Origin of the sequence: Nocardia sp. NPDC051030, assembly GCF_040683015.1 — a bacterium.
Classification (GTDB): domain Bacteria; phylum Actinomycetota; class Actinomycetes; order Mycobacteriales; family Mycobacteriaceae; genus Nocardia.
Window position 1 is genome coordinate 20542 of sequence record NZ_JBFBCD010000002.1, and the last position, 19391, is coordinate 39932.

The 19391-nt window shown below is 66.0% G+C and carries 18 protein-coding genes; 11 read left to right on the forward strand and 7 right to left on the reverse strand.

Annotated features, from left to right (window positions below):
* Nucleotides 1-250: 250 nt before the first annotated feature.
* Nucleotides 251-733, reverse strand: a complete 483-nt coding sequence (locus tag AB0N05_RS04545; protein WP_364687552.1) for a hypothetical protein — start codon at nt 731-733, stop codon at nt 251-253.
* A gap of 721 nt (nt 734-1454) precedes the next feature.
* Between AB0N05_RS04545 and AB0N05_RS04550 the strand changes: the two genes are divergently transcribed.
* On the forward strand, nt 1455-2465 hold the full coding sequence (locus tag AB0N05_RS04550; protein WP_364687554.1) for an alpha/beta hydrolase family protein: 1011 nt from the start codon (nt 1455-1457) through the stop codon (nt 2463-2465).
* A gap of 50 nt (nt 2466-2515) precedes the next feature.
* On the opposite strand, the gene AB0N05_RS04555 is transcribed toward AB0N05_RS04550, so the two are convergent.
* On the reverse strand, nt 2516-2758 hold the full coding sequence (locus AB0N05_RS04555; RefSeq protein ID WP_364687556.1) for a hypothetical protein: 243 nt from the start codon (nt 2756-2758) through the stop codon (nt 2516-2518).
* Between the two features lie 328 nt (nt 2759-3086).
* On the opposite strand from AB0N05_RS04555, the gene AB0N05_RS04560 reads away from it, so the two are divergent.
* A complete protein-coding gene (locus AB0N05_RS04560; protein ID WP_364687557.1) occupies nt 3087-4289 on the forward strand; it encodes a lipase family protein in 1203 nt (400 codons plus the stop codon).
* 29 nt (nt 4290-4318) lie between these two features.
* On the opposite strand, the gene AB0N05_RS04565 is transcribed toward AB0N05_RS04560, so the two are convergent.
* From AB0N05_RS04565 to AB0N05_RS04580, 4 genes are all read right to left on the reverse strand, one after another.
* Nucleotides 4319-5593, reverse strand: coding sequence for a helix-turn-helix domain-containing protein (locus AB0N05_RS04565; protein ID WP_364687559.1), 1275 nt, complete (start codon nt 5591-5593; stop codon nt 4319-4321).
* Between the two features lie 182 nt (nt 5594-5775).
* On the reverse strand, nt 5776-6468 hold the full coding sequence (locus tag AB0N05_RS04570) for a histidine phosphatase family protein (protein ID WP_364687561.1): 693 nt from the start codon (nt 6466-6468) through the stop codon (nt 5776-5778).
* A 65-nt stretch (nt 6469-6533) separates the two neighbouring features.
* A complete protein-coding gene (locus AB0N05_RS04575; RefSeq protein WP_364687563.1) occupies nt 6534-7832 on the reverse strand; it encodes a HAMP domain-containing sensor histidine kinase in 1299 nt (432 codons plus the stop codon).
* Entirely contained in the window at nt 7829-8497 is a 669-nt protein-coding gene (locus tag AB0N05_RS04580) for a response regulator transcription factor (protein ID WP_364687565.1), read from the reverse strand. Before AB0N05_RS04580 ends, AB0N05_RS04575 begins: the two co-directional genes overlap by 4 nt.
* 480 nt (nt 8498-8977) lie before the next feature.
* Between AB0N05_RS04580 and mgtE the strand changes: the two genes are divergently transcribed.
* From mgtE to AB0N05_RS04595, 3 genes are all read left to right on the forward strand, one after another.
* Nucleotides 8978-10420: a magnesium transporter gene (mgtE, locus tag AB0N05_RS04585; protein WP_364687567.1), complete on the forward strand. Its 1443-nt coding sequence runs from the start codon at nt 8978-8980 to the stop codon at nt 10418-10420.
* A gap of 275 nt (nt 10421-10695) precedes the next feature.
* Nucleotides 10696-11667 (forward strand): class 1b ribonucleoside-diphosphate reductase subunit beta, encoded by a 972-nt coding sequence (gene nrdF / locus AB0N05_RS04590; protein ID WP_364687569.1) that lies wholly within the window; start codon nt 10696-10698, stop codon nt 11665-11667.
* Nucleotides 11668-11802: 135 nt separating this feature from the next.
* Complete coding sequence (locus AB0N05_RS04595; RefSeq protein ID WP_364687571.1) at nt 11803-12021, forward strand: hypothetical protein; 219 nt, start codon at nt 11803-11805, stop codon at nt 12019-12021.
* 95 nt (nt 12022-12116) lie between these two features.
* Here the strand turns inward: AB0N05_RS04595 and AB0N05_RS04600 are convergent, their stop codons facing one another.
* A complete protein-coding gene (locus AB0N05_RS04600; protein ID WP_364687573.1) occupies nt 12117-13247 on the reverse strand; it encodes an ABC transporter substrate-binding protein in 1131 nt (376 codons plus the stop codon).
* Between the two features lie 188 nt (nt 13248-13435).
* On the opposite strand from AB0N05_RS04600, the gene ctaD reads away from it, so the two are divergent.
* The 6 genes from ctaD to AB0N05_RS04630 all read left to right on the forward strand — a co-directional run bounded on the left by ctaD (nt 13436) and on the right by AB0N05_RS04630 (nt 19341).
* On the forward strand, nt 13436-15172 hold the full coding sequence (gene ctaD / locus AB0N05_RS04605; protein ID WP_364687575.1) for a cytochrome c oxidase subunit I: 1737 nt from the start codon (nt 13436-13438) through the stop codon (nt 15170-15172).
* 160 nt (nt 15173-15332) lie between these two features.
* The gene (gene serB / locus AB0N05_RS04610; RefSeq protein ID WP_364687577.1) at nt 15333-16562 is read left to right on the forward strand and encodes a phosphoserine phosphatase SerB; all 1230 of its coding nucleotides are present in this window, start codon (nt 15333-15335) and stop codon (nt 16560-16562) included.
* A 158-nt stretch (nt 16563-16720) separates the two neighbouring features.
* Entirely contained in the window at nt 16721-17212 is a 492-nt protein-coding gene (locus AB0N05_RS04615; protein ID WP_364687579.1) for a protease inhibitor I42 family protein, read from the forward strand.
* A gap of 124 nt (nt 17213-17336) precedes the next feature.
* Nucleotides 17337-18086, forward strand: a complete 750-nt coding sequence (locus AB0N05_RS04620) for an aminoacyl-tRNA hydrolase (RefSeq protein ID WP_364687581.1) — start codon at nt 17337-17339, stop codon at nt 18084-18086.
* A gap of 174 nt (nt 18087-18260) precedes the next feature.
* Entirely contained in the window at nt 18261-18482 is a 222-nt protein-coding gene (locus AB0N05_RS04625; RefSeq protein ID WP_364687583.1) for a hypothetical protein, read from the forward strand.
* A 25-nt stretch (nt 18483-18507) separates the two neighbouring features.
* Nucleotides 18508-19341, forward strand: coding sequence for an ABC transporter ATP-binding protein (locus AB0N05_RS04630; RefSeq protein WP_364687585.1), 834 nt, complete (start codon nt 18508-18510; stop codon nt 19339-19341).
* The last annotated feature ends 50 nt before the right edge of the window (nt 19342-19391 follow it).

The window sequence follows — 19391 nt, forward strand, 5'->3', positions numbered from 1 at the left end:
ACCACCGGCAGTGACTTCGTATTGCCATTGCTCGAGGAGGACGCCCAATACCGGGTGGGTGGCGTACTGTCCCCGGAGTCGGTGCTGGCGATGTGAATTTTCCGGCATTGTGGGCCGCTCGGTCAACGCGATCCATGCCTCCCAAGTGTTGGATCTTGCTGCCCGGCACAGGTCTTCCCAACCGCTCGCTGCTGCCCCGGTCGCGAAGCGTGCCTCCCAGCCACCAGGACGTCCAGGCGGCGCGACCCGGTCACCCCTCTTCGCCGGCATCCGGATCTTCCCCCATCGGGTTGGGTACCGGTCCGAAATCGCCCTCGATCGGTTCGGACAGTGCTGCGGCAAGCGCCGGGTCGGCGTAGACGATTGCGGTGCTGCGCCATTCGACAATGGTCTGTGTGAGCACCGACCACTCGCCGAGCTCGGCCGACGCCTGGAATGCACGGGCGAAGTCCTTCACGAACTCGGCCTGTGCGTGTGCGGGCATGACATCCACCCAAGGGAACTCGTCCAGCAGGGCCCGCGCCGCGAGGTCGTGCGGCAAGTGCATCAGGACATTCCGCAGTGCGCGTGCTGCGGTAACCGATCCCTCGGACGATGCCATCGCGCGGTCCTCCCGGGTCAGCAGCAGCGGCACACCATCACGCCGCCAGACCCGGACATCGCCCTCATCGGCAAGGCGTGCCACGTGCTTGGGATCGCGCTGTAGCTCGCTCCACTGGACCTCGGTAACCATTGCCCACCTCCGGAGAGATTCGCGGGTATGGCTGGCTGCCTGTCCGCATACGCCCAGTGTAGAGCTAGAGTTCTGAATTTTTTCAGAACTCTTGTTTTTCGTATCGATGATCGGAGTGCTTCTACTTGGTGACGATGGGTGTCAAGGGAGGTGGCGGGCTTGTGGGAGGGGTTGGCGGGGTGACCGGCGGGAGGGTTGCCGGGGTGGTGGGGTGGGCTGTGGTTGGTCCCGGGGGATGCGGGGTGGGGATTGTGAAGTGTCCAGAAGGTGTTGCGGGGGATCGTGGTTGGGGGTGGGCGTGGATACGCTCGGGGTGGTTTCGGCGTCGGGTCGGATGCGCGGTCAACGTTCGGGACCGGAAGGCGCACTGCGACAAGAGTATTGGAGGTCGGGCGGGGCTCTGGACGGGATGTTGGACGGGCCTCGATCATGATTCACACCTGCCGGGCGGCGAAAGCCGCCTTCCCACCGCAAGACTGCCCGCCGGTCGAGTTCCTCGCGTCTCGCCCGGCGGGTAGCGGTGTTTTCGCTGCCGATCATTGTGATGGGCAACAGGCGCGGGGTAGCAGGTTCGGTGATCGGGCCCAGTGATCTTCGAAAACGGTGTACTGCGGGCCGGATCGCATCTAGGTTCGGTGCGCGAACCGGAAACGATTCGAGGAGCGACCGTGCCGAATGCGCAATACGAACTGGTCGAGCTACCCAGATCGGCGGCGGAGCTATGAGGAGGGGCGCGGCCGCAGTGGTCGCCGCGCTGGCGGTGGTGGCGTGCCTGCCCGTGGGGGCGGCGGCGGACACCGGGAAGCCGGCGGATCGGAATGCCGTGTCCGCGCCCATCGTTCGTACCGAACAGTTCGGGGTGAATTGGGAGCGGGTGTATGTCGAATCCGCCGCCATGAATCGCACCGTCGCCGTCGACGTGCTGCACGGGTCCGGGGAAGGACCGCGTCCCACGTTGTACCTGCTCGATGGTGTTGACGCCGAACGGGTTTCGGACTGGCTGACCAAGGGTTCGGCGGCGGCCTACTTCGCTGACAAGCCGGTGGATGTGGTGCTGCCCTCCGGCGGCACCGGCAGCATGTACAGCGATTGGCTGCGCCCCGATGCCGCGCTGGGCTGGAATCGCTGGGAGACCTTCCTGACCGCGGAACTGCCCGGCACCATCGAGTCCTACATTCACAGCGATGGCCGCCGCGCCGTCGCGGGCGTCTCCATGGGCGCGCAGGGCGCGATGATGCTGGCGCACCGCCATCCCGGCCTCTACAAGGCGGCCGCGGGCATGAGCGGCTGCTATTCGACCGTGGACGGCACCGGCAGCGCCGTCACCACCATGACGGTGGCCTCACGCGGCGGCAATGTGGTGAATCTGTGGGGTCCGCCGGGCACGCTGGATTGGCTCACGCATGACAGCACGGTGGGTGCGGAGGCCTTGCGCGGCATGGTGATCTATCTGTCCGCGGCCTCCGGAATTCCGAATGGGGTCGATCTCACCGACATTGCGCAGTCGCCCGATATCGCGACGGCCTTGCAGACGATCGGCGGCGGTGTGGCCCTGGAGGCCGGATCCCGGCTCTGCACCGATCATTTCGCCCAGCGGCTCGATCATCTGGGGATCCCGGCCACGGTCCACTACGAGCCCTCCGGAATTCACGCCTGGACGGATTTCGCCACGCAGCTGGCCCCCGCCTGGGAGGCCATCGCTACCGCTTTCGCACCGAGCGGCGGCAGCTGAGGCGTCGAGGCGAACGCGGCCTGCCCCGCCAGGCCGCGCGTTTCACAGTGTCAGGGCCGCAAGGTGATTCGCGGCAACCGGCGCAGGCCCGGCCGAATCCGTCCGTCCACCGTCACGGTCAGCCCCTCGTGCACCGCGTCCATGGTGAACCGGGAGGCCTCGGCCCACGTGGCGGCGTACTCCATGGCGAGTTCGGCCCCATCCTCCGGCCCGCCGAAGTAGACGGTGACTCGATGGGTGAGGGCCTCGTTGACGCTGCTGATCCTTGCCGTACCTTCGGATAAACCGGACATACCGTCGAACTCCTTCGTGCAGGTGCTGCGGGGGAAGACGCCGCCGACCCCGTCGGCGACGGCGTTTCCCTGTAACCGAAGGTAAGTGGAACCGGTGGTACCGCAACAAGTTCCACCTCGCGGCTGGAGAAGTCACAAGCGCCACGCTCGGCCCGTTGTTACTCGCCGGAATCCCGATGGCAACGATCACAAGCCCACCCGGCCCGCATTGTGACCTTTCGGAAGGTTTCCGCAGGCTCTCGACTGGACCGCCCGTCATCCATACTGTGTGCCCGGGAGAGCCTGCGCGACAGCTGAACTGTCCGGAGGCGGAGAGGAATGCGATCAGATGAGGATCCGGGCGACGGCCCTGGCCGGAGCGGCCCTGCTGGCATTGGCGACGGGTTCCGCTGTGGCGCAACCGATCTACCCCGCACCCGATCCGGACAGCTTCTACGCCGCTCCCGCCGACCTGGCCGACCACAAGCCGGGTGACGTGCTCGCCACGCGCACCATGCCGTCGTTGAGCGAGTTCCCGGACATCGACGTCACGATGATCAAATTCCGCTCCACCGGTTCGGAAGGGAATCCGATCGCGGCCACCACCACCGTGCTGTCGCCGCGCAATCGTAAATTCGACGCACCGCTGCTCTCGTTGCAGCAGATCATCAATGGCCTCGGCGCGCAGTGCGCCGTTTCCCGGGCGCTCTACACCACCGACCCGAACCTGATCATGCGGGAAGCGCCCGCCTGGAATGTGCTGTTGCAGCGCGGCTGGAGCATCGCGCTGCCCGACCATCTGGGCCCCGGATCCGCCTACGGCGCGGCCAAACTCGGCGGCCAGATCACCCTCGACGGCATCCGGGCCGCGCAGCGCGTGCCCGAACTCAAGGTCGAGTACAGCCCGATCGGCATGACCGGCTACTCCGGCGGCGGCATGGCGACCGCGTGGGCCGCCGCCCTCGCCCAGTCCTACGCACCCGAACTGCGCATCGCCGGAGCCGCCATGGGCGGGGTGCCGATGAATCTGGTGACCATGCTGGAAACCATGGGCTACGGCGCGCATCCGGCCTTCGGGCTGGCCATGGCGGCCGGTATCGGCCTGGAACGCGAATACCCGGACCGCTTCCCGCTCAGCGAGCAGCTCAATGCGCACGGGCTGGCCATCCGGGACAAATTGGCCAATAGCTGCACCAATGACATTCTCGCCGCCGGAGCCGGGCAGGGCGCGGTGGACGTGGCCAAGACGACCATCATGTCCACCGATCCGACCGCCCGCGCCGTGGTCGAGGAGAACAGCCTGGAGCTGTTCGGCGGCGTCCCGAATATGCCTGTCTTCGAATGGCATTCACCGATCGACGGGCTGGTCCCCGTGGATGCGATCCTGGCCACGGACCGGCGGTACTGCGGTTCCGGCGTGAAGCTCTGGACCGCGGAGGAGCCGGTCCCGGATCACCTGACCGCCGCCGTGCTCGGCATCCCGGCGGCGTTGACCTGGCTGGATGCCAGATTCCGCGGTGAGACCCCGCCCGTGAACTGCTGGACCTGGTAGCCGCTGGACCTGGAGCCGCAGAGCCGGATTCAGCCTTCCTGATACGTGCGGGCCACCAGCGCCGAGCGCAGATACCACAGGCCCGACGCCTCGGTCGGGTCGAAGCCGGTGAGCTGCCCGATCCGTTTGAGTCGATAGTCCACGGTATTGGTGTGCACGTGCAGGAGTCGCGCGGTGCGCTGGCGGTTCAGGTTATTGCTGATGTGGGTTTGCAGCGTCTCCTGGAGCTCGGGATGCTCGTCCAGCGGATCGAGCAGCGAGCCGAGATGGTCGCGTCCCGGCCCGGGCCTGGTGAGCTGGTATTCCAGGGCCAGTTCGTCGAATCGGAAGAGTCCGCGCATCAGGCGTAGTCGCTGCACGATGTCGAGCAGCTCATGCGCTTGATCGGCGGCATCCGGAATCTGTTGTGGCGTGGCCGGAACCAGGGTCGCCGTGATCGGCACCCGGGCGGCCTGGGACAGCTGCTCGATCAATTCGTCGAGCTGATCGTCCGAAATCTGCGGCGCGGGAACCAATACCGTGCCGCCGTCCACGCTCAGGAGCGACAGCACCTTTCCGGTGTGCCGGGTGGCGAGCTCGGCCTGCATGCGGCGCAGCTTGCGGCGCGCCACCACCGCCCCGTCCAGGGTGGGATCGCGTTCCTCCGGATGCGCCGGAATCGACAGGGCCAGCACGTGATACGAGTCGGCGATCTCGATACCGCATTCGCGCGCCATGGTGGAGGTGCTGTGGCCGCCCAGCAGAGCGGACGTGAGCGTGTGCACGGCGGTGTGGTGTTCGCTCACCACGGCCCGCAACTCCCGCACATAGGCGAGCGCGACGGCGGTGGTCATTCGATCGAGCAGCTCGACCACCATTTTCGCGCCGTCCATGATGTTGTCGAAGTCGGCGGCCGCGATCACCAGCGCCGCTTCACCATCCGGCCCGTCCTGGCGCAGATGCCGGGACATGGCATTGCCCATCACCAGATCCGAGCCGATCTTGAAGCCCTCGTGGATGGCGTGCTGAATGGTGTCGATCGGAATGCCCTCGCGCGCCCACTGCGCGGCGGCATGCTCGAGCCGCTTGGTCTTCTCCGGAATATCGCGCCCGTCCAGCATGCCGACCGCCAATTCCAGGCAGGTGCGCGTGATGGAGGTGACATCGCCGTGAATGGCATCGTCGGGCAGCGTCCCGCAGGGCGCGACGGTCTCCACAAAATGCCCCACCATGTGCTGTGCCAGACCGCGCACATCCTGAAGAGGTGAGGACATCGGACTTCCCGACACGGTCAGTCCCGGACGGGCTGGAATGTCGACAGACATCGGCCGCTCCTTCCACCCCCGGTATGACTTCCCCGGACATGCAACGTAACCCATCCGTGACCTCAGGACGGTCCGATTGGTCCGGACTGTGAAGCGGCGCAGGTAAACGGCATGGACATTGTGAAAAATCACAAATCTCTGCCACGGTCGAAGCCATGGCCGTTACCAGCCGGAACTCGCACCTACAGAGTCAAATGCGCGGTCTCGCCATACCCGACCAGCTCCATCCCCGATTCGCCCCGCTCCCAACGCGATATCGACGCATTCGGCAACTGACTGCTCTCGATCTCCAGAATGGTCTGCTCATCGAGTCCCCCGAGAATGTATCGGGTCATGACGATCACCACGTCATGCGCGAAAACCAGTACATGCCCGTCGAGTTCGGGCAGCAGCGTCCGCAGTCGCAGCCCCACATCGGTCCACGATTCACCACCGGGCGGCCGATAATAGAAGCGGCCCAAGCGTTCCCGCTCGCGATACACCTCGGGATGACGACGCCGAACCCCAAGTCCGGTGAGGCCGTACAGGATTCCGGTATCCCGATCCCGAAGCCGTTCGTCATACCGCGCCCGCGCCGTGCCCATCGCCCCGAGCGCGATCTCCGCAGTCTCCCGCGCCCGCAAATACGGAGAACAGAGCACCACGTCAGCCGATTCAGGAAGCTCGGCCAGCCGCTCCCCAACCTCAACCGCCTGCGCCCGCCCTAGCAGCGACAACGGCGTATCAGGATCCCGAGTACCGCTCCCAACCTCCTCCGCCCCCGCGTCGACCGCAGCAAAGTACGCCGCATTCCCGACACTCTCCCCATGCCGAACCATCGTCAAAGTCTCCAGCCCCACACCGGCAAGTCCAGCACATCCACCCACAAGCTGCATGCCTTCTCGACAGCTGCATGGGTTATAAGGCCTGCAACTGTCGGCAAGCCCTGCAGCTCGCCTGGTTACATGCGGGCGGGGGTGCCTGCGGTGAGGTCGGCTGGGGGGAGCCAGAGCGTGGCTATGGTGCCTCCGCCTGCGGCCGGTTCTATCGAGGCGTTGCCGTTGTGGGTTTGGGCTACCCAGGCGACGAGGGCCAGGCCGATGCCGTTGCGGCCGGTGCGGCCGGCGGAACCTCGGTTGAAGGGGCTGGCGGACATGACCGGGTCTACGCCGGGGCCGTGGTCTCGGACGGAGACTCGGCCTTCGGCTACGTGGACTTCCACGGGGGCGGTGCGGTTGACCGCGCCGTGGGTGAGGCCGTTTTCCAGCATGTTTCGGATGGCCAGGCTCAGGAGGGCGGGGTCGCCGACGACGACGCTGGGGTGGGCGCTGACGATGATGCGGTCGTCGGCGGCTTCTTCCGCTACGGCTTCGGCTAGTTGGTCGAGGCGCAGGAGGGTGCGTTCGGGTTCGGCTATGCCGGTTTGCATTCGGGCTCGGGCGAGCAGGCCGGTGACGAGGCGGGCCATGCGGTCGGCGAGGCGGCGGGCTTCGCCGAGGGTGTGTTCGACTTCCTCGGGTTTGGGGCGGGATTCGGTGAGGAGTTTCAAAGTGGTGAGGGGAGTGCGCAATTCGTGGGCGGCGTCGCCCAGGAATTGTTCGTGTTCGTCGAGCATCTGAAGGGCTTGGCGCAGGCTGCGGCCCGACAGCAGGTAGGCGGCGGCGGTGGCGAGCAGTACCAGGAGGGTGCCGCCGAGGGCCAAGGCCCACAGCAGCATTCGGTGTTTGCCGGGTTCGTCCATGGCTTCGGTGGCGGCCAGGATGACGACGGTGTTGTCCCAGTCGGTCCAGTAGACGGGGACGCCCGCGACCCGCACCTGCTGGCCCGAGATGTCGGTGGTGGTGCGCAGCAGGGGCTCATAGAGCAGCCCGTCCGAGCGGTCCTCGGTTTGGGTTGCGAGCGTGGTGATCTCGGTGTCGCTGGGCATGAGCGACCGCTGATAGGTGTGCGTCTGCTTCCACTGTTCGCCGGGGGCGCGCACCAGCACGATGACCGCGCTGGACCCCTGGGCCAGCCGATCGTCGATGACGGTGGTCAAGTCCAGCACCTGTTTGTCGTCATGCTGGATGGCCCGCGCCAGCCCGCCCGCGACCTGTTCGACCTGCCGGTCGACCTCATTGGTGCGGGACCGTGCGTCGATGGAGGCGGCGACATAGCTCAGTACCAGCACGGCCGTGGCGGTGATGACGGTGACCAGCGCCGTCATCATCCAGCGCGCCCGGCGCAGGCGGGCGACGGCGGGGGAGCGGTGGGTGTTCACGCGGGTCCGCCCGGCACCAGGAACCCGGATCCGCGCACGGTCTCGATCACGCAGGGCTCACCGAGTTTGCGGCGCAGCTTGGCGACCACGGCGTCCACCACATTCGAGGCGGGCTCGGCCATTTCGTCCCAGCAGCATTCGATCAGGTCGGTGCGTGTCACCACGCTGCCGCGCCGGGACGCCATGAGTTCGAGCACCGCGAATTCCTTGGGTGTCAGCGACAGCATGATGCCGCTGCGGGTGACCCGCCGGCGCATGAGATCGATATCGATATCGGCCACCGCGATGCGCGAGGCGGTGGGCTGTTCGCGGCGGCGGCACAGTGCCCGCACCCGCATCACCAGCTCGGGCAGCGCGAACGGCTTGGTCAGGTAGTCGTCGGCGCCCTGCTCGAATCCGGCGAGCCGGTCATTGAGCCCGTCGCGTCCGGTGAGCATGAGCGCGGGCACGGTATGCCCGGCATTGCGCGCCCCGGCGACCAGATCCAGGCCGTCACCGTCGGGCAGCCCGCGGTCCACCACCAGACAGTCGTAGCGATTGATGGCGATCTTGAAATCCGCGTCCGCAATATCGTGTGCGAGGTCCACAGCGAACCCCGCCGAGCGCAACCCATCGGTCACCTCACGACAGAGTTGCTGATCGTCCTCGAGCACCAAAACACGCACAGAGGCAGACAGTAGGCCAATGCTGGTCGAGTGCCCAATGGCTATGGGGGGCAGTTTATCCGTAAATGATCGGAAAATGATGTCCAGGGATACGGAGTGAGCAGGAGCCGCCCCGGAGACCCTCTCACGGGACCGCCCGCCGGGTCGAGTGCTTTCCGTTCTGCCGGTCGGACCAGTCGGTGTGTCGCCGGTCACGGGCCGGTATGTCGCCTGCCCGCCCGCGCGGGATTCGCCAGATAAGGCTATCCTGCACAAGGATGTTTTTGCGTTCACACCCGCATCCGGCGGGTGATGCAATCGGTGCACGACGGCTTCGAGGAGGTGGGTCGCATGCGTAGCGAGCCCCCTAGTCGAAGGCCGCGCGGCGCCTCCCCCTCCACCTTCCGGTAGTTCCTCCGGGCGACGGGGTGGTGCCTCGCGGTGTGACTCGGTGTTTCCACACGTTCACCCTCGACTCGCCTGACGGCTGAGGTTCCCGCCATGACGCAGACCGATCTGCCCGTCGTATCGACGCTGCCCGCTGATCTTTCGACGCTGCCCGAGCCCGCTCACACCGAGCGGCCCGGCACGTCGCCCACCGAGGTTCCGCGCAATCAGGCTGACACGTTGCGCGATATCGTCGACTGTCACCACGTTGCCGCCACCCTGGAGTGGCTGGACAATCATCCGCCGCATCTCATCGCCGACGAGCTGGCGCGCATGGACGCGGTCTCGGCCGGTATGGCCTTCCGGCTGCTGGACAAGGATCGCGCTCTCGACGTGTTCGAGGAGCTCGAGCCCGTCGACCAGCAGCAGATCCTGACCGGCCTGCGTGATCAGAGCTTCCGCGAACTCGTCGAGGAGATGGATCCCGATGATCGCGCCCGCATGCTGCGTGAGGCTCCGGCGAAGGTGGCCAAGAAGGTCCTGGCCGGGCTGAGTCCTGAAGAGCGACGGATCACCGCCATCCTGCTCGGCTATCCCGAGGGTTCGGTCGGCTTCTATATGACGCCGGAAGTCGTTGCGCTGCCTCGTAATCTGCCCGTCGCGGCCGCCTTGCAGATGGTGCGCGCCAAGGGTTCGAACGCCGAGACCGTCTACACGCTGCCGGTGGTGGATTCGGGCCGCAGGCTGATCGGCGTGGTCGAGCTGCGCGATCTGGTGCTCAGTTCGCCCGATGCCATGATCGCCGATCTGGTCGAGTCCGAGCCGCAGTTCGCGCGCGCCACGGATTCGGCGGAGAAGGCGGCTCGGCTCATGCAGGGCGCGAACCTGATCAACCTGCCGGTGGTGGACAGCGAGGACCGACTGGTCGGCCTGCTCACCATTGACGACGCCATCGAGGTCATCGAGGCCGCCGACTCCGAGGACGTGGCCCGCCAGGCGGGCACCACGCCGTGGTCGGGTCACTACATGGCCGCGGGCGTCTTCCAGCTGGCCCGCTACCGGGCGATGTGGTTGCTGTTGCTGCTGGTGGCGGCGACGCTGACGGTCACGGTCACCGGCGCGTTCGAGGGAACCCTGGAGCAGGCCTCGCATCTCGCGCTGTTCATTCCGCTGCTCATCGGCGCGGGCGGCAATGCGGGCGCGCAAGCCGCGACCACGTGTGTGCGCGCACTAGCGGTCGGTGAGGTGCGAGTCTCGGATCTGGTCAAGGTGGTCTGGCGTGAATGCCGCGTCGGCCTGGTGCTCGGCTGCATGCTGGCCGTGGTCGGCATGGTGATCGGTGGCCTGTTCGTCGGCGCGAAAATCGCTGTGGTGGTGGGCATTACGCTGGTGATCATCTGCGGCTGGGCGGCCACCATCGGCGGCACCATGCCGCTGCTGGCCAAGAAGCTGCGCATCGATCCGGCGGTCATCTCCGCGCCCATGGTGACGACGCTGGTCGACGCGACCGGTCTGGTCATCTACTTCACGACCGCGAAAATTGTGCTCGGCATCTGATCGGCAAACTTTCTGCGGGTGGGTGGCCGGGGTTGCGCATAGCCGCCCCGGCCGCTTGTGACAGATTGCACGGCTGTAGTTTTCCGATGCGGGGCGTGCTCGGCCGCACCCTTTCCGGTGTTCCTGCAGGACAGCGCCGCAACCCCTTGAAGACACAAGGTGTTGTGCTGCGCAACGATGTCGGCCACCAGTAGTAGTGTTCAGAAGTAGGCAAGTCGCAACCGGTCCGGTGAGCTGAGAAGGGTAGAGCCTTGACGTCTGAGATCCATACGACGATGCGTGTAACCAAGGTGATCGATCGAGTATCGGCGATCAACTGGAACCGCGTACAGGACGAGAAGGATGCCGAGGTCTGGGATCGGCTCACCGGCAACTTCTGGTTGCCGGAAAAGGTCCCGGTGTCCAATGACATTCCGTCCTGGGCCACGCTGACCCCCAGCGAAAAGCAGCTGACCATGCGGGTATTCACCGGCCTCACGCTGCTGGACACCATCCAGGGCACGGTCGGCGCGGTCAGCCTGATCCCGGATGCGCTGACCCCGCACGAGGAGGCGGTGTACACGAACATCGCGTTCATGGAGTCGGTGCACGCCAAGAGCTACAGCCAGATCTTCTCCACGCTGTGCTCCTCGCGCGAGATCGACGAAGCCTTCCGCTGGTCCGAGGAGAATCGGAACCTGCAGCGCAAGGCCGAGATCGTGCTCGAGTACTACAACGGCGAGAACCCGCTCAAGCGCAAGGTGGCCTCCACCCTGCTGGAGAGCTTCCTGTTCTACTCCGGCTTCTACCTGCCGATGCACTGGTCCTCGCGGGCCAAGCTCACCAATACCGCCGACATGATCCGCCTGATCATTCGCGACGAGGCCGTGCACGGCTACTACATCGGCTACAAGTTCCAGAAGGGCCTCGAGCTCATCTCCGAGGCCGAGCGCGAGGAGCTGAAGTCCTACACCTTCGAGCTGCTGTTCGAGCTGTACGAGAACGAGGTCGAGTACACCCAGGATCTCTACGACGAGGTCGGCCTGACCGAGGACGTCAAGAAGTTCCTGCGCTACAACGCCAATAAGGCGCTGATGAACCTCGGCTACGAGGGTCTGTTCCCCAAGGACGAATGCGACGTCAACCCGGCCATCCTGTCGGCGCTCTCGCCCAATGCCGATGAGAACCACGACTTCTTCTCCGGCTCGGGTTCCAGCTACGTCATCGGCAAGGCCGTCAATACCGAGGACGAGGACTGGGAGTTCTAGTCCCGCAACGCATCTCGACGCAGACGGCGGCTGCCCGACCAGTGTGTTCGCCGCGGATCATGAAAAGTTCATGGTAAAGATGATGAACTTCGTCACACGGCGGCCGGGCGGTCGCCGTACGAAAGGATTCGTCTCATGACGTTCAAGTCCGTTCTCGCGGCAGGCGCTCTGGCTCTGGGCGTGGTGGCCTCCGGAACCGCCCAGGCGCACGCCGCCGAGGTGTTCTACGGCAACTACCGCACCCTGGCGGCCTGCACGGCCGACGGGCAGAACACCCCAGCGCACCCGGACTGGACGACCTTCGAATGCCGCAAGGGCATCGACGGCACCTGGAACCTCTACCTGCAGGGCTGAATTCGCCCCGCGCAGTCCGAAAAACGAAGCCCGGCAATCCGATTCACGGATGCCGGGCTTTCGTACGTATGCGGTTGTGTGTATTCGGGGAGAGCTCAGTCGGTCACATATCCATTGAGGGACTTGCGAATATCGTCCACCAGCGCCCGCGCCGCGGTGACGCCCGAGCCGTGCCAGATGGTGTCCTCGACCGCGAACACCCGCTTGTCACCGGCCGCGCCGAGCTGCTTCCAGTCGTCCCCGCCCATGACCGACTTGCCGAGCTTCAGTCCGTCCGGGCCATTGAACATCACATAGATGATGTCGCCCTCGAGCTTGTTCCGGTCGGCGGGCTTGCTCAGGTCGGTGCCGACGGTGAAGGAGTCCCCGCGCTGCGCCTGCGGCCGCAGCACCCCGGTGTCCGCGAGCACCTGACCCGCGAAGCTATTGCCGCCCTGCACCTGAATGTCCTTGGCGTCGAACCGAAGTACCGACGCCTGTGTGAGATTCGCGGCCACCGACGCACCGGCGTCACGCGCGGCGGTGCGGTAGTCGTCCAGGGCCTTGGCGCCCGCGCTCTTGCGGCCCAGCGCGTCCGCGAGCGAGGTGAACTGGGCCTGCCAGCCGTTCTCGTCACCGGCCAGTACGGTCGGGGCGATGCCCTTCAGCGCGTCATAGGATGCCTGGTCCGAGGCGGCGCCGAGGATCACATCCGGTTTCAGCTCAGCGATTTTCGCGACATCCAGGCTGCCGACCGTTCCGACCGCCGGAAGCAGCGCAATGCCGGTGCCGAAGTACGAAGGCTGTATCTCCGGCTCCCCGGTCGGTCCGGTGACCCCGGAAATCGTTGCGGCCCCGACCACTCGCTCCCACAGCCCCAGTGTGCAGACCGCGTCCAGCGCGGGCGTGGAGATCACCACGATGCGCTTGGGATCGGACGGGACCTCCACCGAACCGTTCGCCGTCGTGACCGACCGCGTACTCGATGTCGCATCGGCCGCGCTCGGCAGCGCGCACGCTTGGCGCGTATCGCGTTCCAGTCCCACCACGCCCGCTCCCGCGATATTCGTGGTGGTGCGCACAATCGAGCTCATGGCGTCATCGGTGGACTTCGAGCACCCGGCTAGCAACCCCGCCGGTAGCACCGCACTCGCGGCGAGAACCACCCCCCAGGTGCGCAAACGTCGCACAGGGGCGAAGGTGGAGGCGAACGTGTTTCGGGTGGAAGCGGACTCGCGCACCGGCATGGCTGGCAGCGTACAGCGGCATACCCCGGCGCCCAATTACGACACAGAGTAGGACCAGCCCGCGAGCCCTGTGGCAGCACGGTTTACGATCCATGAAGCGCTTAGCCCCCGTCGTTCGTCATGCGCCGAACCCGGACGCCGTGGACACCGCGTACGAACGACATAAAGGCACCTGTTCAGGAGGATTTGTGACTGCCGTAGAGCCACAGCCAGTCCGTCAAGTGGAGGCGGCTCGGCCCTACCCACAGCGCGTGGGACCCAAGGGCTCGTTCATCTTCAAGATGGTCACCACGACGGACCCGAAGGTTCTCGGCGTCATGTACTTGGTGACCGCCATGTCCTTCTTCCTCGTCGGCGGCCTCATGGCGCTGCTGATGCGCGCCGAGCTGGCGCGCCCGGGCATGCAGTTCCTTTCGCCGGAACAGTTCAACCAGCTGTTCACCATGCACGGCACCATCATGTTGCTGTTCTATGCGACCGCGATCGTGTTCGGCTTCGCCAACATCATCCTGCCGCTGCAGATCGGCGCACCCGACGTCGCCTTCCCGCGTCTGAACGCGTTCAGCTACTGGCTGTACCTGTTCGGCGGCACCATGGCGACCGCAGGATTCATCACCCCCGGTGGTGCGGCCGACTTCGGCTGGACCGCCTACACCCCGCTGTCGGACATCGTCCACTCGCCGGGCGTCGGTGCGGACCTGTGGATCCTGGGCCTCGCGGTCTCGGGTCTGGGCACCATCCTCGGTGGCGTCAACATGCTCACCACCGTGGTCTGCCTGCGCTGCCCCGGTATGACCATGTTCCGGATGCCGATCTTCACCTGGAACATCGCGGTCACCTCGGTGCTCGTGCTGCTGGCCTTCCCGCTGCTCACCGCGGCGCTGTTCGGCCTGGCCTACGACCGGCACCTGGGTGGTCACGTCTATGACCCGGCCAGTGGCGGTGTGCTGCTCTATCAGCACTTGTTCTGGTTCTTCGGACACCCCGAGGTGTACATCATCGCGCTGCCGTTCTTCGGCATCGTGTCGGAGATCTTCCCGGTCTTCTCCCGCAAGCCGATCTTCGGTTACACCACCCTCGTTTACGCGACGCTGGGTATCGCGGCGCTGTCCATCGCGGTGTGGGCGCACCACATGTACGCCACCGGTGCGGTGCTGCTGCCGTACTTCTCGTTCATGACGTTCCTCATCGCGGTTCCGACCGGTGTGAAGTTCTTCAACTGGATCGGCACCATGTGGCGAGGTCAGCTGACCTTCGAAACGCCGATGCTGTGGTCGATCGGCTTCCTGGTGACCTTCCTCTTCGGTGGTCTCTCGGGCGTCATCCTGGCCGCGCCGCCGATCGACTTCCACGTGTCCGACACGTACTTCGTTGTGGCGCACTTCCATTACGTGCTCTTCGGCACCATCGTGTTCGCCACCTTCGCGGGCATCTACTTCTGGTTCCCGAAGATGACCGGCCGCATGATGGACGAGCGCCTGGGCAAGTGGCACTTCTGGGCGACCTTCGTCGGCTTCCACACCACGTTCCTGGTGCAGCACTGGCTGGGTAACGAGGGCATGCCGCGTCGTTACGCGGACTACCTGCCTTCGGACGGGTTCACCACGCTGAACACGATCTCCACCATCGGTGCCTTCATCCTGGGCTCGTCGATGCTGCCGTTCGTGTGGAACGTCTTCAAGTCCTACCGCTACGGCGAAGTGGTCACGGTGGATGACCCGTGGGGTTACGGCAACTCGCTCGAGTGGGCGACCTCTTGCCCGCCGCCGCGCCACAACTTCTACGAGTTGCCGCGCATCCGCTCCGAGCGTCCGGCGTTCGAGCTGCACTACCCGCACATGGTCGAGCGCATGCGCGCCGAGGCCCATGTCGGCTGGGGCTCCAAGTCCCACACCGTCCACGAGCTCGAGAAAGCTTCCAAGTAACTCGGACAAAGCATGGAAACGCGGCACCCCTCTTCGGACGGGTGCCGCGTTTGCGTTTGCCCAGCCAGTGATCCCCGCCACCGGGGTAGCGGGCGACGCAAATAGCCCGTAGTGGACCTGACAGAATGAGTGCGTTGCAGTCGCGAGAATGGAGTTTCGATTGAGCACGTCTGACACGACGGTTCTGGTCACGGTCACTGGACCGGACAAGCCGGGTGTGACGTCGGTACTTCTCGCGGCGCTGTCCAATAATGCGGTCAGCCTGCTGGATGTCGAGCAGGTCGTGATTCGCGGCCGATTGACCCTGGGCGTGCTGGTGTCGTGTCCCACCGATCCCGAAGCGTTGCAGGATCAGCTGGAAGACGCCATGGCGACCGTCGGCATGAATGTCGATGTGGAGATCGGCCCCGATTCCGTCGCGGGCGCACCGCTGTCCACGCATGCGGTGGTCGTGCTCGGCAGCCCCGTCACCGCCCGCGCCTTCAGCGCCATCTCGCGCAAACTGGCCGGGCAGGGCGTGAATATCGACTCGATTCGCGGCATCGCCGACTATCCGGTGACCGGCCTGGAACTCATGGTGACCGCGCCGAGCGTCGACCCCGTCGCCGAAACCCGGCTGCGCACCGGCCTTTCCGAGGTCGCCGCCAAGGAGAGCGTGGATGTCGCCGTGGAGCGCGCCGGTCTGGCGCGGCGTTCCAAGCGGCTCATCGTGTTCGACGTGGACTCCACCCTTATCCAGGGTGAGGTCATCGAGATGCTGGCCGCGCACGCCGGTGTCGAGGAAGAGGTCCGCGCGGTCACCGAGGCGGCCATGCGCGGCGAGATCGACTTCGCGGAATCGCTGCGCCAGCGCGTGGCGACCCTGGCCGGGCTGGATGCCTCCGTCATCGACGAGGTCGCCGAGCAGATCGAGCTGACCCCGGGCGCGCGCACCACCATTCGCACCCTGCGCCGCATCGGATTCCGCTGCGGCGTGGTGTCCGGCGGCTTCCGCCAGGTCATCGAACCCCTCGCGCACGAGCTGGAACTGGACTTCGTCCAGGCCAATACCCTCGAGGTCGTCGACGGCAAGCTCACCGGCCGCGTGGTCGGCGAAATCGTGGATCGCGCCGCCAAAGCCGTTGCCCTGCGCCGCTTCGCCGCCGAAACGGGCGTGGCCATGGAACAGACCGTGGCGGTCGGCGACGGTGCCAATGACATCGACATGCTCAATGCCGCGGGCCTCGGCATCGCCTTCAATGCCAAGCCCGCCCTGCGCGAGGTGGCCGACGCCGCCCTCTCGCACCCGTTCCTCGATGCGGTCCTGTTCATCCTCGGCGTCACCCGCGACGAGATCGAAGCCGCCGACGCCCACGACGGCCTCTTCAGCCGCGTCCCCCTCGGCCAGTAACCCGATCACGCGACGCCTCGTAGCCAGACATTCGCCCGTGGTTCCGGAATCCCCGGGGCCACGGGTCTTCGTGACGTGTCCGACCCACTTGCCCCCGTCGCGGCCACACCGTCGGTAGCGTGGTCGAAGTATTGGCCACAATGACGAGGAGGTTGTCTGTGCGCGTGCGTACACCGCTGGTGGTGCTGCTGCTCGGCCTGGCGCTGGCAGGTTGCGGGAAGAACGATTCGGACAACTCACCGGTCGGTACGACGACGCCCGGTACAACCGTCGCCGTGACATCCACGGCAGGCAAGGCGACCCCGACCTCCACCGCGAAGGAGGCGGTCAAGCTCGGCGTCGACGCCGACGGCAAGGACGTCGCACTGACCGTAGGCCAGGGCCTGGTGATCACCCTGGCGTCCAATCCCACCACCGGATACCTCTGGCAGCTGGCCGATTTGGACCAGAACATCGTCAAGCAGAACGGCGGCCAGGAATACGAACAGGACCCCAGCCCCGACGGCATGGTCGGCGTAGGCGGTCAAGCCACCTTCAACTTCGTAGCCCTCACCCCCGGCACCACCAAACTCGTCCTCGAATACCGCCGCCCCTGGGAACAGGGCTCCGAACCCGCCCAACGCCTGACCCTCACCCTCACAGTCGCCTGACCCGGTCTGTCTTTGGCTGAGGGAGCTGTGGTGGTGGGAATTCGCACTGGATTCCGCGCTGAGTGCTCCCTGATCTTGATGGCCCGGCCGCGGTTAAGCTGACCCGTAGTCGAGCTAAGGAGTGATGCGGGTGTCCAGCGTCGAATCCGTTGTCGATGCCGGATTCGCGGCCAGGCATGCGGAGCTGGCTCGGGGATATGGCGGCGGGGGAGATCCGCAGGATCCGGCGCTGGTGCAGGCCATGCAGATGGTGCTGCACATTCCGAAGGCCGATCCGCCGCGGCGCAGTGTGCTGCTGGCGGCGGCCGCCACCGCGGTGGTGGCGCTGTGCCTGGACGAGCGGGTCGGGGCCGAAGGGGAGTGGGAGCCACGGTATCTGGCGTGGAAGCGCTCCCGGATCCGGAAGGTGGCGCGCCGGGCGCGCGGCGCGCAGTGGCTCGCCGCGCAGGAAGTCGACGGCGTCACCGTGGAATTCGCGGGTGCGCAGGCCAGGGCATTCGTGCCCGGTCCGGTCGGAGAAATCGACCCCCGGATCAAACGCCTTCAGATCGGCGGCACCGAATTGGAACTCGATGAACCCGATCCGATCGATCCCGCGTATCCGGTGCTATGGGTGAACGCAGAATTGGGTATGACTGTGGGTAAGGCGGCCGCGCAGGTAGGGCACGCGAGCATGTTGCTTGCGGGCGCCATGTCGGTGCGGCAGGCGTATACCTGGGCTGCGCAAGGGTTCCGGTGCACTGTCGCCGACGCCGATCCCGACCATTGGGCGCACCTGCTCCGGCGGGTGGCGGACGGGACCGCGACGGCGGTGCGGGATGCCGGATTCACCGAGGTGGCGCCGGGATCGATGACAGTGATCGCGGTGCCCTAGTTCGGCTCGGGCGGCTGGGACTGGCCGGCGAGCGGATTTGCTCGGCGACTGCCGATGTCCCCGTCGCGAACCGGATGGTCGCCACGCTGGCATATATGTGCTGAGCGTATCGACTTCGCCGGACAGGTGGGCAAGGATCGGATCACGAGTTTCCTCGAAAGGAAACCAACGGAAATGACGACACTGCTGGTGATCCTCATCGTATGGGTGGTGCTCTCGGTTCCGGCCGCGGTGCTACTGGCGCGCATGTTCCGGCCGCAGAGTTCCGACGGCAACCAACGGGACGACGCCGAGCTAGCCCTGCGCGGTGCGGAATTCGACCGCCCCGCCGACGAATTCGCTCCCGGAATGCGCTCGGGAGGAGATGACACGTATCGAGTTTCCCCACCACGTTGACGGACGTCCAGGGTGGTGGTCCAAGATGGACCCCGTGCCGCAACCGGATCCCGATCTGCTCATCGACTTCAACGATGTCACCGTCCGACGTTCAGGCCATACGCTCGTCGGACCCGTCAACTGGCAGGTGGAACTCGACGAACGCTGGGTTGTGCTCGGCCCCAACGGCGCCGGGAAGACATCACTGCTGCGCATGGCCGCGGCGGAGATGTACCCGACGTCCGGAACCGCCAACCTGCTGGGCGAAACCCTCGGCCGCGTCGATATGAACGAGCTACGCCCGCGCATCGGCCTGTCCTCGGCGGCCGTGGCCAGCCGGGTGCCGCGCGACGAGAAGGTCGCCGACCTGGTGGTGTCCGCCGGGTACGCGGTCCTCGGGCGCTGGCGCGAGCGCTATGACGAGATGGACACCGACCGCGCCGTCGACATTCTGGAAAGCCTGGGCGCGGAACACCTTTCCGACCGCGCCTACGGGACGCTCTCCGAGGGCGAGCGCAAGCGCGTGCTCATCGCCCGCGCGCTCATGACCGATCCGGAACTACTGCTGCTCGACGAGCCGGCCGCCGGACTCGACCTGGGCGGGCGTGAGGAACTGGTGGAGCGCCTCGGCGATCTCGCCGCCGATCCCGATGCCCCCGCGACCGTGCTGGTCACCCACCATGTCGAGGAGATCCCGCAGGGCTTCACCCACGGCATGCTGCTCAATGAGGGTGCGGTGGTCGCGCAGGGTCTGCTCACCGATGTGCTGACCGCCGAGAATCTCAGCGAGGCCTTCCGTCAGTCGATCACGCTGGATCGCATCGACGGCCGCTACTTCGCCCGTCGCTCCGCACGATTCGGCCGCCACCGCACCCGCTGATTGTTCACCAACCCTTTCCTCTGCTTGCGGCGCGCTGCCATTGCATCGGA